16 protein-coding genes are annotated in these 13,353 nt (G+C 39.9%); all 16 read left to right on the top strand.

Annotated elements, in window-relative coordinates:
• Positions 1 to 28 precede the first annotated feature (28 nt).
• The 16 genes from J2Z81_RS04835 (at position 29) to J2Z81_RS04760 (ending at position 13,330) form a co-directional block, all read left to right on the top strand.
• Positions 29 to 646: a methyltransferase gene (locus J2Z81_RS04835; RefSeq protein ID WP_226370828.1), complete on the top strand. Its 618-nt coding sequence runs from the start codon at positions 29 to 31 to the stop codon at positions 644 to 646.
• Between the two features lie 197 nt (positions 647 to 843).
• Positions 844 to 1,203: a Na-translocating system protein MpsC family protein gene (locus J2Z81_RS04830; protein ID WP_226370827.1), complete on the top strand. Its 360-nt coding sequence runs from the start codon at positions 844 to 846 to the stop codon at positions 1,201 to 1,203.
• 553 nt (positions 1,204 to 1,756) lie between these two features.
• The gene (gene allB / locus J2Z81_RS04825) at positions 1,757 to 3,238 is read left to right on the top strand and encodes an allantoinase AllB (RefSeq protein WP_029267062.1); all 1,482 of its coding nucleotides are present in this window, start codon (positions 1,757 to 1,759) and stop codon (positions 3,236 to 3,238) included.
• A gap of 65 nt (positions 3,239 to 3,303) precedes the next feature.
• A complete protein-coding gene (locus J2Z81_RS04820) occupies positions 3,304 to 3,900 on the top strand; it encodes a cysteine hydrolase family protein (protein WP_029267059.1) in 597 nt (198 codons plus the stop codon).
• Positions 3,901 to 3,910: 10 nt separating this feature from the next.
• A complete protein-coding gene (locus J2Z81_RS04815; RefSeq protein ID WP_029267057.1) occupies positions 3,911 to 4,468 on the top strand; it encodes a UbiX family flavin prenyltransferase in 558 nt (185 codons plus the stop codon).
• Complete coding sequence (locus J2Z81_RS04810; RefSeq protein ID WP_029267055.1) at positions 4,465 to 5,838, top strand: UbiD family decarboxylase; 1,374 nt, start codon at positions 4,465 to 4,467, stop codon at positions 5,836 to 5,838. The genes J2Z81_RS04815 and J2Z81_RS04810 overlap by 4 nt, the downstream gene beginning before the upstream one ends.
• The gene (locus J2Z81_RS04805) at positions 5,838 to 6,101 is read left to right on the top strand and encodes a BMC domain-containing protein (RefSeq protein ID WP_084178988.1); all 264 of its coding nucleotides are present in this window, start codon (positions 5,838 to 5,840) and stop codon (positions 6,099 to 6,101) included. Before J2Z81_RS04810 ends, J2Z81_RS04805 begins: the two co-directional genes overlap by 1 nt.
• Positions 6,102 to 6,118: 17 nt before the next feature.
• Positions 6,119 to 7,099, top strand: a complete 981-nt coding sequence (locus J2Z81_RS04800) for a hypothetical protein (RefSeq protein WP_226370826.1) — start codon at positions 6,119 to 6,121, stop codon at positions 7,097 to 7,099.
• A 44-nt stretch (positions 7,100 to 7,143) separates the two neighbouring features.
• The gene (locus J2Z81_RS16060; protein ID WP_084178965.1) at positions 7,144 to 7,635 is read left to right on the top strand and encodes a BMC domain-containing protein; all 492 of its coding nucleotides are present in this window, start codon (positions 7,144 to 7,146) and stop codon (positions 7,633 to 7,635) included.
• Positions 7,636 to 7,667: 32 nt separating this feature from the next.
• Positions 7,668 to 7,946 carry a BMC domain-containing protein gene (locus J2Z81_RS04790; RefSeq protein ID WP_029267049.1) on the top strand — a complete coding sequence of 93 codons (279 nt, stop codon included), beginning with the start codon at positions 7,668 to 7,670 and terminating at the stop codon, positions 7,944 to 7,946.
• A gap of 2 nt (positions 7,947 to 7,948) precedes the next feature.
• The gene (locus J2Z81_RS04785) at positions 7,949 to 8,692 is read left to right on the top strand and encodes a hypothetical protein (protein ID WP_226370825.1); all 744 of its coding nucleotides are present in this window, start codon (positions 7,949 to 7,951) and stop codon (positions 8,690 to 8,692) included.
• A 15-nt stretch (positions 8,693 to 8,707) separates the two neighbouring features.
• On the top strand, positions 8,708 to 8,989 hold the full coding sequence (locus J2Z81_RS04780; RefSeq protein WP_029267035.1) for a EutN/CcmL family microcompartment protein: 282 nt from the start codon (positions 8,708 to 8,710) through the stop codon (positions 8,987 to 8,989).
• Positions 8,986 to 10,824 carry an adenine deaminase gene (locus J2Z81_RS04775; protein ID WP_226374299.1) on the top strand — a complete coding sequence of 613 codons (1,839 nt, stop codon included), beginning with the start codon at positions 8,986 to 8,988 and terminating at the stop codon, positions 10,822 to 10,824. Before J2Z81_RS04780 ends, J2Z81_RS04775 begins: the two co-directional genes overlap by 4 nt.
• A complete protein-coding gene (locus tag J2Z81_RS04770) occupies positions 10,824 to 11,507 on the top strand; it encodes a cyclase family protein (RefSeq protein ID WP_029267033.1) in 684 nt (227 codons plus the stop codon). Before J2Z81_RS04775 ends, J2Z81_RS04770 begins: the two co-directional genes overlap by 1 nt.
• A gap of 35 nt (positions 11,508 to 11,542) precedes the next feature.
• Positions 11,543 to 12,163 carry a DUF1989 domain-containing protein gene (locus J2Z81_RS04765; RefSeq protein ID WP_226370824.1) on the top strand — a complete coding sequence of 207 codons (621 nt, stop codon included), beginning with the start codon at positions 11,543 to 11,545 and terminating at the stop codon, positions 12,161 to 12,163.
• Positions 12,164 to 13,330, top strand: a complete 1,167-nt coding sequence (locus tag J2Z81_RS04760) for a M20 family metallopeptidase (RefSeq protein ID WP_029267031.1) — start codon at positions 12,164 to 12,166, stop codon at positions 13,328 to 13,330.
• The last annotated feature ends 23 nt before the right edge of the window (positions 13,331 to 13,353 follow it).

The following is a 13,353-nucleotide window of genomic DNA, read 5'->3' as shown; positions in this document are numbered from 1 at the left end:
ACATTAAATACAGGGTACGGTGTAGGAAATGAAACAGCATTATTATGAAAAATTATTAAATATTAAAACAGGAATCTATCAAAAAGAATCGGATGACGCACAACACTACTATCCGTATGAACCAACCGCCTATGAAGCATTAGAGGCTCTGCTTGAAAGCTATGCATTTAAAAAAGATGACTGTATGGTCGATTTTGGTTGCGGTAAAGGGAGATTAAGCTTTTTTATTCACTATTTCAGCCGTATTCATGTAAAAGGAATTGAAATGGATGAGGCATTATATAAAGCCGCCACTGCGAATAAAAATAATTATTTACGTAAAATGAATAAGCATCATGCGCGTATAGCGTTTTATTGTTGTTTAGCACAGAAGTATCCGATTGATGCCTCTGACAATCGTTTTTACTTTTTCAACCCATTTTCCCTGCCAATTTTTATGAAAGTGATTAACAATATTCTGCGATCGGTGGAAATAGCAAATAGAGACGTCGAGCTTATTTTATATTATGCTTCAGACGATTATATCTATTATTTAGAAAACCACACGATATTTGAAAGGAAAGAAGAAATCATTCTACCAAAATGGTACAAGCAAGATCCTTCTGAAAGGTTTCTAATCTATCAATTGCCAGCATTATCCGATTAAAAGGCAAAAAAATAGGAATCTAAATTAGAATAGGGCTACTTTCGACAAAAATGAATACGGAAAGCGAATTAGGAGAGGTCCATGTGATGAAATCCCGTAATAATTCAGTCTTTTTTGTTAAATGCAAATTTTGTAAAAAATCCCTTGACATATGAAAGCGAATTCATTAGTATAGATAGTGACAGGGGGAAAGGATATTGAATACTACACTTACCTCAACCGAGTCTCGAACACTAAAAAAAAAGATCGCCCAAGTTTATAATAAGATTAATCAAGAGTTTTATGCGACTGGGGTTAGAAGTCAACGGATTTTAATTCTTGATGACAGGATTATTATCTTTGCTCAACATAAACGTGTTCAAGCTTTTAAAGCATTAAGTAAAAACTTTAAAGAATTAACAACCTATGCGGATGCAGCGCTCATTTCTGAATTTAAATTCAAGCTAAGGGATAGCGTAGAGGAATTAACAGGTAGAACGGTCATTTCTGTTCTCAAAGATTATGATACCAAAAGTGAGCATGCATGTTGTGTCATATATTTTAACGAAAAATTATAAAAAACAAATCATAACTTAATTCTTTAACATTTCTAGATCAATCGCGCAGGGTCGCTTTTGTTCTGGCACTGTTATCGGAGCGGTTACATATAACCTCTGTTTACGGATGTTAATTGAACCGCAGATTTGATTGAATTCCAAAAATACCAGTGTGTTTGGTATGGGAAATCAATCTGAATCTGCGGTTCTTTTATATATAAAAACAAAATAACGAATAAAAGTTTATTCTGTTAAGGAGGTGAACAAGAACTGACGCTAAGATATCCTGGCAACCAAAAGCTTAAGTGTGTTGTAAAAATGGAGAAACAAATTTTTTGACTCGTAATATACCGATAATTTACAGAAAAATATAAAATATTAATCTGTTTTTGGACGCAACGATATTTTCTGTCTGTTATTGGAGGAGAAACGAATCGAAACACACGATGAGTGGAACGATCCTTTTGATGATTCATGAGATGGTCAGCTTAGCTAGGTTCTATCGGATTTTATAACAGAAAGCAGCAGAATGTTGAAGAACACATCGATATTTTGAAAGGGGAGAAAAACATTTATGGATTTAATATTAAAAAATGCAGTAATACCTCAAGGAGACAGAAAGGTAGAAACAAATATTCTTGTTAATGATGGAAAAATCGCTGGGATCATGAACAATATTAGGGGTATCTCTACGGATAGAACCATTGATATGAAAGGAAATCTTGTTGTTCCGGGGTGTATTGATCCACATACACATTTCAATGATCCTGGGTTTACACATCGTGAAACATTTGAAACTGGACAAAGATCTGCAGCTGCAGGTGGATTAACCTCTCATATCGATATGCCATGTACGAGTAAACCATCTGTTCGTGATGCTGAAAGCTTTCATAAGAAATTGTCAGCAGTCAAGGATAAAGCGTATATTGATTACTGCTTCTGGGGAGGCATGACAGGCGAAGATGTTAGAGAAGGCTTGCTGGATAATATTTATCCACAAATTGAAGAAGGAGTCGTTGCATTTAAAGTTTATATGACACCTTCAGTTCCAAGTTTCCCTAAGGTAACAGACCCGGAAATGCTGGAAATTTTCAATAAAATCGCACCAACAGGCATGCCAATTGGGATACATGCCGAAAACTATGATATCTGCACTTTCTATACTGAAAAGTTGAAAAAAGAAGGTCGTCTTGACAGCCCAGCATGGGGACACGCTAGAAATGTAGTTGCTGAGAAAACTGCAATTGAAATGATTATTACTTTTGCTGAAGCTACAGGTGCAAGGGTGCATATTGTGCACATGACTTCTAAGGACGGAGTGAAGCTTGTACGTGATGCTAAAAAACGAGGTGTAAAAATAACGGCTGAAACTTGCCCACATTATCTTGTGTTAACTGGAGATGAAGCTTTGGAAGCGCGTGGCACATTTGCAAAAGTTGCTCCTCCGCTTCGTGAAAAAGAAGATAACCTGGTTCACTGGCAAGCCCTTGCTGATGGAACAATCGATTTCGTAGGTACGGATCATGCGCCATATGAAATCGAAACTGAAAAAGACGCTCCAGATTCAGATATCTGGAATAGCTTCCCTGGATTTCCTGGCGTTGAGCAAATGGTACCAATTCTTGTTAGTGAAGGTCTAAATAAAGGACGTTTGTCTTTATCACGTTTTGTAGAAGTTACTAGTAGAAATGCTGCTATCCATAATGGTATTTATCCTAAGAAAGGCTCGATGGAACTTGGAAGTGACGCAGACTTTACGGTCATTGATCTTGAACGTGAATATACAATTGATGAAAAGAAAACGGAAACAATGGCGAAGTACAGCCCGTTCCATGGCATGAAGCTAAAGGGTAAGCCCATCCAAACCATTGTACGCGGTAATGTCGTTTATGATGAAGATAATGGCGGTATCGTTGGAGATGTAGGATACGGTGAGTTTGTTAAGAGACAAAGCATCCAAAGATTGGATCGCGAAATAAAGTATGAAACGTATGAAGAAAATGCCAAAGCTGCAGAAGCATATAAACGAGTTGAAAAAGCACTCGTAACGAACTAAAAATAAGTGCTTAAAATATGACAGCTATAAAAAGGCTTCATTATTGAGAGGGAGGATGGTTTTAAATGGCTGAAGTAAAAGGAAAGAAGCACGCATTGGTAATTATTGATATGTTGAATGATTTTATTCCGGAAGGGTCCGTAATGGAATGTGGGCAAGCTGGACGTGACATTATCCCTAAAATTAGAGATGTAATGGATTTCTGTCATGAGAATGATATTCAAGTAGTTCATATTCAAGAAGCACATCGTAAAAACGATGCTGACTTCAGAGTACGTCCAGTTCACGCGGTTAAAGGAACTTGGGGTCATGAGTTTATTCCTGAATTACAACCAGAAGAAGAGAAAGGTGACTACATCGTTCAAAAACGTCGTCATAGTGCATTCACATTTACAGATTTTGATCTTTTCTTGAGAGAGGAGCAAATTGATACAGTGGTTGTTACTGGCGTATGGACGAACGTTTGTGTGCGTAGTACAGCATCAGATGCATTGTATAACGGTTACAACGTAGTTGCGCTGTCGGATGCAACAGCTTCAAAAACAAACGCTATGCACGAAGCAGGTCTAGTTGATATCGGTATATTTGGAGAAATACTTTCCGTAGATGCATATAAGGAAGCTATAAAAAACAAAATCTCCCAAGGTCAATTAACTGTTTAAGGGATCTTCAATGAGAATTGTAGTAGGTATAACAGGAGCTAGCGGATCATTGTATGCTTATACTTTGATCCGTGCGCTTCATCAATTGGGAATTGAAACCCATTTAGTTGCTACCGAAACGGGAGTAAAGGTAATGCAATATGAATGCGGCATAACAATGGATGAGTTGAAGCAATTTGCAACCGTACATGATAATCAAAATCTATTTGCACCTGTGGCCAGTGGTTCTTTTCAAACAGATGGAATGGTTATTGTTCCGTGTTCAATGAATACACTGGGGACGATAGCAAATGGAATGGGAGAGTCTCTACTAAGCAGGGCTGCTAGTGTTGTTTTAAAAGAAAAACGTAACCTTGTTATTGTGCCAAGAGAAGCTCCATTTCATGTCATTCATTTGCGAAATATGACGACATTAGCCGAATCAGGTGTTCACATCTTACCAGCAAGTCCAGGGTTTTATCATCACCCAACAGAAATATGGGAATTAATCAATTTTATGGTAGCTAGAATACTAGATGAATTAAAGATTGAACATCAATTAATGGAGAGATGGGGGGAGAAGAAATGACCCCTTTAAACTTAAGAGAATTGCTTTCTGATTGGGAAGCAAGGGGACTACTATATAAAGTAAAAAAAGAAGTGAATGCGAAATATGAACTAGGAGCTGTGGTGAAGACCAAAAAAGGCGAGCAACCCTTCTTATTTGAAAAGGTTAAAGGCTATAATGTCCCAATGGTTGCGGGATTGGGAGGCAGTCGCACATTAATGGCAGATAGCATTGGTGCAGACGAATCAGAGCTGATACCTAGAATGATCCATGCACTCGTTCGTCCAATCCCAACAAATTTAGTTTCGCATGGACCGGTTCATGAAAATGTTGTCATGGGACCATTTGACTTGGATGACTTTTTCCCCGTTCCCACTTTCCATGCGGAAGATTGCGGACCTTATTATGTTTCAGGAGTCTTAGTAGTGAAAGACCCTGAGGGTGAGAAAAGGTATACCTCCATTCGCAGGATGGGATTCATAGGTGGGAACCGTACAAATATCACAATTACCTCCCCAGAACTCGGCCGGCAATTTGCCCAATGTGAAGAAAGAGGAGAGGCCTTAGAAGTGGCAGTCATGTTTGGTGTCATTCCGGCCATCGTATTGACTTCCCAGTTTAGCACGCATCTGTATCATGCAGATAAACTTGATGCAGCGGGCGGATTACTAGGGCAAGCGCTCGACGTCGTTCCATGTAAAACGGTTGACTTAGAAGTACTCGCAGAGGCCGAAATTGTCATGGAAGGTAAAATTATTCCACATGAACGAGACGATGAAGGTACATTTGCAGAATTAGGTGGAACATACGGCGGGAATATGCCACAGCCGATCGTTGAAATGTCTGCAATTACGTACCGAAATAACCCTATTTCACAAACGATTTTACCAGCTAGCTCTGAAGAAAAGCTTCCGATGTGTTTGGTTCGTGAAATGGTATTACTTAGTACAGTAAGACAAACTGTACCGAATATCAAAGCAGTTCATGTGACGCTTGCAGCTGCAGCGCGCCTTCATGCAATCATTCAAATTGATAAAAAATCGGACGCAGATGCGAAACAAGCAGCATTAGCTGCATTTGCCAGTGATAAAGACTTAAAACACGTGGTTGTTGTCAATGAAGATGTTGATATTTTTGACCCAGAGGACGTGGAATGGGCGATAGCAACGAGGTGTCAAGCCGATCAAGATATCTTTATTGTCCCCGGTGCAAAAGGTTCCCCCCTGGAATCGTCCCATAATCTGCGGGGAACGAGTGCTAAAATGGGCATCGATGCAACCTATCCATTAAGTGAAAAAGAAGCATACAGAAGAGCATATATCCCGGTTGATAAGATTAACTTAGAAGATTATCTGCAAGATTTTGATTCAGATGGGAGAGAAACAAGATGATGAGCGCAATCGGTTTAATCGAAACGAGGGGGCTTACGGCAGCTGTGGAAGCATTGGATTCGATGGCAAAAGCTGCAAACATCCGTTTAGTAGATTTAAAAAGAGTCGGATCAGGCTTAGTAACGGTTGTTATCGAAGGAGATGTTGCCGATGTAAGTTCTGCAGTTGAAGTTGGAAGATTAGCACCCGCCAAGACAGGTGGAGAACTTATTTCGTCAAATGTCATTCCACGTGCCCATCCTGAGCTGAAAAAAATTCTTTAACGAAGGAGGTGTAAGGAATGTCGGATATGATGAAGCAAGTCGTACAGGAAGTGATCAAAGGAAATAAAACAATTGTATCCAATCGAACAAATCAAACAAATAGACAGGCGGTGAATAGGAATAGAAACAACCCGAGTTCGCCTCTTGCCAATATTAAACGACCCAATTACCAGCAAATAAAGAAGGACAAAAGGCTTTCTTTTGCAGCAAAAGGATCAAATGCTGTAAATAAGCGTTCGAGTGCTTCCAATCTCTCAGGCCGGATCAAAGAAAGAGCTTCTGAATCAACTCGTTCCAGATCGATGTCACCGAAACAATTGAACGATGCATCAATTTCTAAATTAAGCTCATTGTCATTAGCACAGGGGCAAATGACGGGAGGAAGTCATTATTCAGGTGGTCCTCGAGAAAAAAGTGCAAAAGTCATTGGGTCTGTAAAAAACGGGGGTCATGTATTATTTTTCCCAAACATACCGACAGAGCTAAAAAACAATTTTAATCGGGCACAAGGAGCTTCGGCAGTTGGCGTCATCGCTATGCCGGATTGTTTGCCAAGTTATTTACTATTAGTTAATGAGGTTATCAGAAATAATCAACGTATTACATGTGATTTATCATGGAATGTTGACGGCAATGCTCCATTTAGAGCGGAATTGTATGATGACGATGTAGACCGTCTTGAGCGGATTATGAAGGATGCCTATCAAAAAATAAATCGCAGGTCACTAAAGCAATACGAGACATATCTAGAAAAATCGCCAAGCACATGGCTGTCAAAACAGCTTCATGTGGGGGCCGTTGATGCAATTGCTTTATTAGAAGAAGTTCCTTATTACAAAGGGATCGTTTTGATGGATTTCTTGCTAAAAAAATTTAAAGAAGATTCATTTAACTTTGAAATAAAACAATGTTATTTACTTTTAACTGGAAATGAACAAGTTGTCTCAAAACTGATTACAGCGCTGAAAAAAGAAGCACCTCGATTGATAAGCACGTAACGTGGGTGATAACGGGTTTGGTGTAGAGAGGAGGAGATGAATCATTGATAGCACTTGGTCTTATCGAAACGGTAGGATATTCAACTGCAGTGTCCGCCGCAGATGCGGCAGTGAAAGCTGCAGATGTTGAAATAATTGGTATGGAAAAAGTAATCGGAGTTAGTGGTTATGTTGGAGTGACGGTACACTTTTCCGGTGATGTTGCTGCTGTTACTTCAGCGGTTGAAGCGGGAAATAAGGCAGGTGAGGCAGTGGGTGAAATTATTTCGTCACATGTTATCCCGCGTGCCCATTCGAACGTGAATGATCATTTATTAAGTAAATTTTCTTTGTTGGAAGAATCCAAATCGCTTCTTCATGAAAAAGAAGACAGTACGGATCAGCCGACGGAAAAAGCTTCAAAAATAAAGGCTGAGAAAGAAAATGTGGATGAAGCACCAGCAAAAGAAGTGAAGGCGCATACAACAGCTAAAAAGACTTCGTCTGCGAAAAAAACACAAAATCAAAAAAATAGCAATGACGAAAAGAAAGCATAATGTATTTCAAACACTATGAGGAGGGTTTACAAATGGGTGAAGCATTAGGTTTAGTAGAAACAAAAGGACTTGTAGGTGCGGTTGAAGCAGCGGATGCAATGGTAAAGGCTGCGAATGTCGAAATCTGTGGTTATGAAAAAGTTGGTTTTGGACTGGTAACTGTGATGGTTCGTGGTGATGTTGGTGCTGTAAAAGCAGCTACTGATGCAGGTGCAGATGCAGCAAGTCGTGTTGGAGAGTTGATAAGCGTCCATGTCATCCCTAGACCACATAATGAAATTGAACGTGCACTGCTTTCAAAAGGTGAATAAGCTTGTCGCTTAACCGGCAAAGTGCAATTGTATCAACAACTTTGCAGGAATTAATGAATCGAAATAGAAAAGAGGCAGCAAATGTACGTAAGAGTAGAGTACTTGCGCTTCTTTTCTATCATATGAATGGGATGGACGAAGGCTTAGAGGCTTTAAAAATGCTTCGTGAACATGGGATTATCGTTCGTGTATGCTTGGACGCTAGCATACTGGAACATTACCAAATAAATCATCTTGCTAAACGGATGAAAAACGATGACTTGCTGTCATTCGATCAGGCTGCAATGCATAAAGAAGATTTTGATCATTTTTTGCTACCCGTTTTACCATTTTCCGTCGTCTCCGATCTAATGCGCTTTAATGATCGTCATATCGCAATTCGAATTCTGCTCTTTGCATTGATGAGTGGCAGGAATGTCAGTGCCTTGTCTGCAGGTGCTGATCCCTATCATACCATTTGGCAGGACTCAGGACTAAATCAAGGCACATCCTACTTCAAGCATAAGATGAAAAATCAATTACAAGAATTACGGGGCTTTGGCATTCATTTATTTGATGATAGTGATCAGATCTTTCATTTTATACATTCCACTTACCAAAAACAAAAGAAAAAAATCATTACATCCGAAACAATGATGAAATTCGCTGCATCTGGTCAGAGGTATATCCAACGAACAAAAGGAACAATCATTACACCACTGGCAAGAGATACAGCAAACAAATATCAAATCGAGATCAGCGAGTGACAAGGGGGAAATAACATGGAGATGGGAATTGTAGCTGGAAGAGTTACGGCAACGAGGAAAGATGATAACTTGGTCGGTACGAAATTATTAATCACACAGCCGATCGATTTAAATGGTGCCCCCCTTAACGCTCAGCCAATTATAACGGTGGATACAGTTGGAGCGGGGATTGGCGAAAAGGTGATTTTTGTTAGGGGGAGTATGGCTTCCCGGTCAATGTCTAATAAAGATTCCCCGGTGGATGCAGCAATCGTAGGTATTATTGATAGTTTAGAATACGAGGATTTGAAAGGATGACAAAGAAAATGCAGGCTGAAAATATAAAAGAGGCAATTCAATGGAGAAAGCTTATCGATGTACTGCTAGATTCCAATCAATTTGCTGATGTTGTTCTTCAAGGTGGTTATGTAATCAATACGGTAACAAGAGAAATTTATGAAGCAGATGTGGCGATGAAGGGGGAGCATATTGTTCTTGTCGGCGACGTGAGTGAATTGATTGGAGACGGGACACAAGTTGAAAATGTAAGAGGGAAATTTATCTCACCTGGTTTTATTGACTCCCATATGCATTTTGAAAGTGCCATGCTTACGGCCACAGAATTTTCTCGGCTCTCTATTCCAACCGGTACAACAACGATCATTAATGATCCACATGAAATTGGAAACGTTTTAGGTGTACATGGAATGCAAGAGATGATAAAAGAAGCAAAAACACTACCAAACCAAATTTTGTTTACAGTACCTTGTGCAGTTCCGGATGCACCAGGACTGGAGACATCTGGCTTTGATGTTAATTCCAAGCATATGGAAGAACTTTTAAACGATCCATATGTTCAAGGGATCGGTGAAATTCAAAGCTTTAGTAATATCCATCCTGTCTATCATCATGCTCCGGAATTAATCGATGATTTAATTGCATCTGTTTCGTATGCAAATCGTATTGGAAAAACAGTAGAGGGCAATGCACCAGGGTTATTTGGAAAAGAACTTGCAGCACATATTATTGGGGGAGGAACGCATGTCTCTTGTCATGAAACAACAACGAAAGAAGAAATGATGGAGAAACTCCGACAAGGTGTTAGTGTATTTATGCGTGAAGGATCATCCCAACGGAATATGGCTGAGTGTATCCGTGCTGTAACCGAGGAAGGAATGGATTCTCGCCGGGCTATTTTAGTTTCTGACGATATGGTCCCTGAAGATCTGCTAAAAGACGGACATATGAATGATATTATCCGCAGAACAATTGCTGAAGGAGTTGATCCGGTTGAAGCAATTCAGATGGCAACCATTAATCCGGCTACACATTTTGGATTTAAAGATGTAGGTGTGCTGGCTGCTGGAAAAAAAGCAAATGTGGCCGTAATCAGTGATTTGAATGAAATGGTCATTGATCAAGTCTATTTGAATGGTACACTTGCAGCTGAAAAAGGGGAAATGACGATTGAACTGGGTTCTTACGCCTACCCAGAAAGTGTAAAACAATCTGTTAAAGTAACTCCTATCAAAGCTGAAGATCTTCATATTAAAGCAAGTGGAAGCAAAGCGCGCGTTCGTTCCATAGTAGGAATTCCGTTTCAAAATTTAACAGGGAAACAGGAATTCAATCTGAATGTGTCAAATGGTGTTGTACAGCCTTGCTTGCAGCAAGACGTCCTTCCACTAATGGTTGTAGAAAGACACGGAAGAACCGGTAACATAGGTAAAGCGTTTATCAATGGATTCAAGCTTGAAAGCGGAGCGATCGCAGAAAGTGTAGCACATGATACCCATAATATTATTGTTACTGGAACCAACTATGAAGATATGGTTACAGCAGTTAACCGAGTGATTGCGATGCAAGGCGGAATTGCCATGATAAAAAATGGAAAAGTCGTTGGAGACCTGCCGCTTAAAGTTGGTGGCTTAATTTCGGATGAATTAACAGGCGTTGAATTAAGTGAAAAAATAGCGGACCTTACGCGTTTAGCAAGCGAAGAGCTTGGTTGTGGCATGGATGTACCATTTATGCATCTTTCCTTCTGGTCGCTTGTAACAAGTCCAGAATGGAAGATAACCGATATGGGATTAATTGATGTTGATCAATTTGAAGTGCTTTCGCCTGTAGTAGAACAAGGAGGGAGTAAATAATGGGAGTGCGATTAGTCGATCTCTCACAAGAAATTTACCAGGGAATGCCAGTATTTCCGCCCCATCAAAAAACAATGATTTTTCGGAACATGACACATGAGGAATCCATTGAACAAATGGGCTTCCCATTCTGTACGAATAATCTAATTATAAGTGAACACGGTCCTACGCATTCCGATGCTGTTTTTGAATATGATCCAAATGGACCAACCATTGACGAGATGGCATTGGAATATTTTTACGGACCTGCTATTTGTCTCGATGTATCCCATATTTCACCCGATGGATATATTACGCCAAATGAGCTGGAGCATGCACTTCGTAAATCACAACAAGTACTTGAAAAAGGAGACATAGTTCTCCTTTATACAGGACACTACAACCGCTCTTATGGGACAGACGATTGGCTGTATCGTCACGCTGGTCTAGATTACGAAGGAGCAAAATGGCTAGCAGAAAAAGGGGTTGTAAACTTTGGTATTGATACACCGGCCATTGATAATCCCAAGGATAAAAAATTTTCGGGACACCAAGTATGCCAGGAGTATGGGTTGACGAACACGGAAAATCTCGCCAATTTAAATGAGGTTGCAAATAAACGGTTTTTATACTTTGGACTGCCGCTAAAAATCCGCAAAGGAACGGGTTCTCCGGTCAGAGCGGTTGCCGTATTTTTAGATTAATGTACTGGATTATATATGGATGAGGGGTGTATGTAATGGTTCATTCACAACGTGAAAGAATGAAAGAAGAAATCCTGATCCCGCCTTATGAAGGTAGAAGTGCAGTTCTTCATCCGGGTGAAGAGGTACTTATTATTGATGTTGACGGGAAACAGGTAGGTGATTTTGTATGTTTTAATCGAAACGATCCAAAAGAGTTTGTCTCGCCCGTTCATATGAGAGCTTCTCTCAGTAGTATACGCCTTAAAGAAGGAGATTATTTATATAGTAACAGGCGTCGTCCGTTGATGACATTTGAGCAAGATACGGTTGGTAAACATGACTTTTTCTTCCCTGCATGTGATTATTATCGCTATAAAGTGGATTACGGCAAAGATGATCATCCAAACTGCCACGATAATTTAAAAAATGCATTAAATTCTTTTGGTTTAGGTAATGAGCCAGTGCCTGATCCGATCAACTTATTTATGAACAATGTGTTAAATGATGTAGGGGATTATGAAATCAGTGAACCTTTATCTAAACCAGGTGATTACGTTCGTCTGAAGGCACTTGATGAAGTTGTGATCGCTTGCTCCACATGCTCACAGGACATGGCTCCTGTAAACGGATGGAACGTTACATCACTAAAGATGCAAATTGTGGAGGCGAACTAAATGGATGATGCTGTTCGTTTTCTTCAGGAAATGATTCAAATTGATAGTTCAAACCCTCCCGGGAATGAGCATGAAATAGCAAAAGCCTTAGCTAAACGATGTGAGTCAACAGGAATCCCTTATCATATAACTCCGTTTGAATCAAACAGAAGTAATTTAGAGATCCATTTAAAAGGAAAAGGGCAAGGAAAATTACTTTTCTGTGGACATATGGACACGGTTCTTCCCGGCCAGCAGCCGTGGAGATCCCCTCCCTTTTCTGCGCAAATAGAAGGAGAGAAACTATACGGACGCGGGACGTCAGATATGAAGAGTGGGCTTTGTGCCATGTATTTAGCCGTCGAGTCATTGTTTTTAGAGCAGAAAGAGTTGGAAAAAGATATTGTATTCCTTGCTACAGCGGGAGAAGAAGTCGATAGTTGTGGTGCAAGAGAATATTTGAAAGATCAGAATCTGGAAGATGTTGAGGCAATGGTCATCGGTGAGCCAACGAAAGAAAAAGTAGTAATCGGCCATAAAGGGGCTTTTTGGCTAAACATTACCCTTTGCGGGAAAACTGCCCATGGTTCAATGCCTGAGGAAGGTATAAATGCTGTCGAATGGTCGCAAAAGGTGATGGAGATGATTGAATCGTTAAAATCAGATTGGAATATCTCCGCAGCATCTTTAGGGACGAGTAGTATGGCAGTAACAAAAATAGATGGCGGTGTACAAACAAATGTGATACCAGATCGGTGCAGTCTAGGTATTGATATCCGATCTGTCCCTCCTCAATCACATGAACAATTACTAGCTAAAATAAATGAAAAACTAACGACCTTACTTTCCGGTGACGGAGCCCCAGCATTCTTCGTGGAAACCGAACTGGATCGCCCATCGATACGTACAGATAAAGCTAATCCGATCATTTCAACCGCACTGGAGATAAAAGAGCTGGATAGAGATGATGTTCACGGAGTTTCTTACTATACAGATGGAGCAGTTTTAAATCCTGAAAGTAAAATTCCTACCCTGATCTATGGACCAGGAGATGAGAAGCTGGCCCATCAGCCAGATGAATATGTGGATATTAAAAGCTACTTACGATCGATTGATTTTTATAAAAAATTGGCAGAGCAATTTAGCAATGTGAAAGAAGGAAATCTAAGTGGAATACGAGAAAAGTGATAGAGAAGAGATTTATTAAAAGG

It is taken from the genome of Virgibacillus alimentarius, assembly GCF_017874635.1.
Lineage (GTDB): Bacteria > Bacillota > Bacilli > Bacillales > Amphibacillaceae > Virgibacillus_B > Virgibacillus_B alimentarius.
The sequence above is the reverse complement of the archived record's forward strand: the minus strand, read 5'-3'. Positions and strand labels throughout refer to the sequence as shown.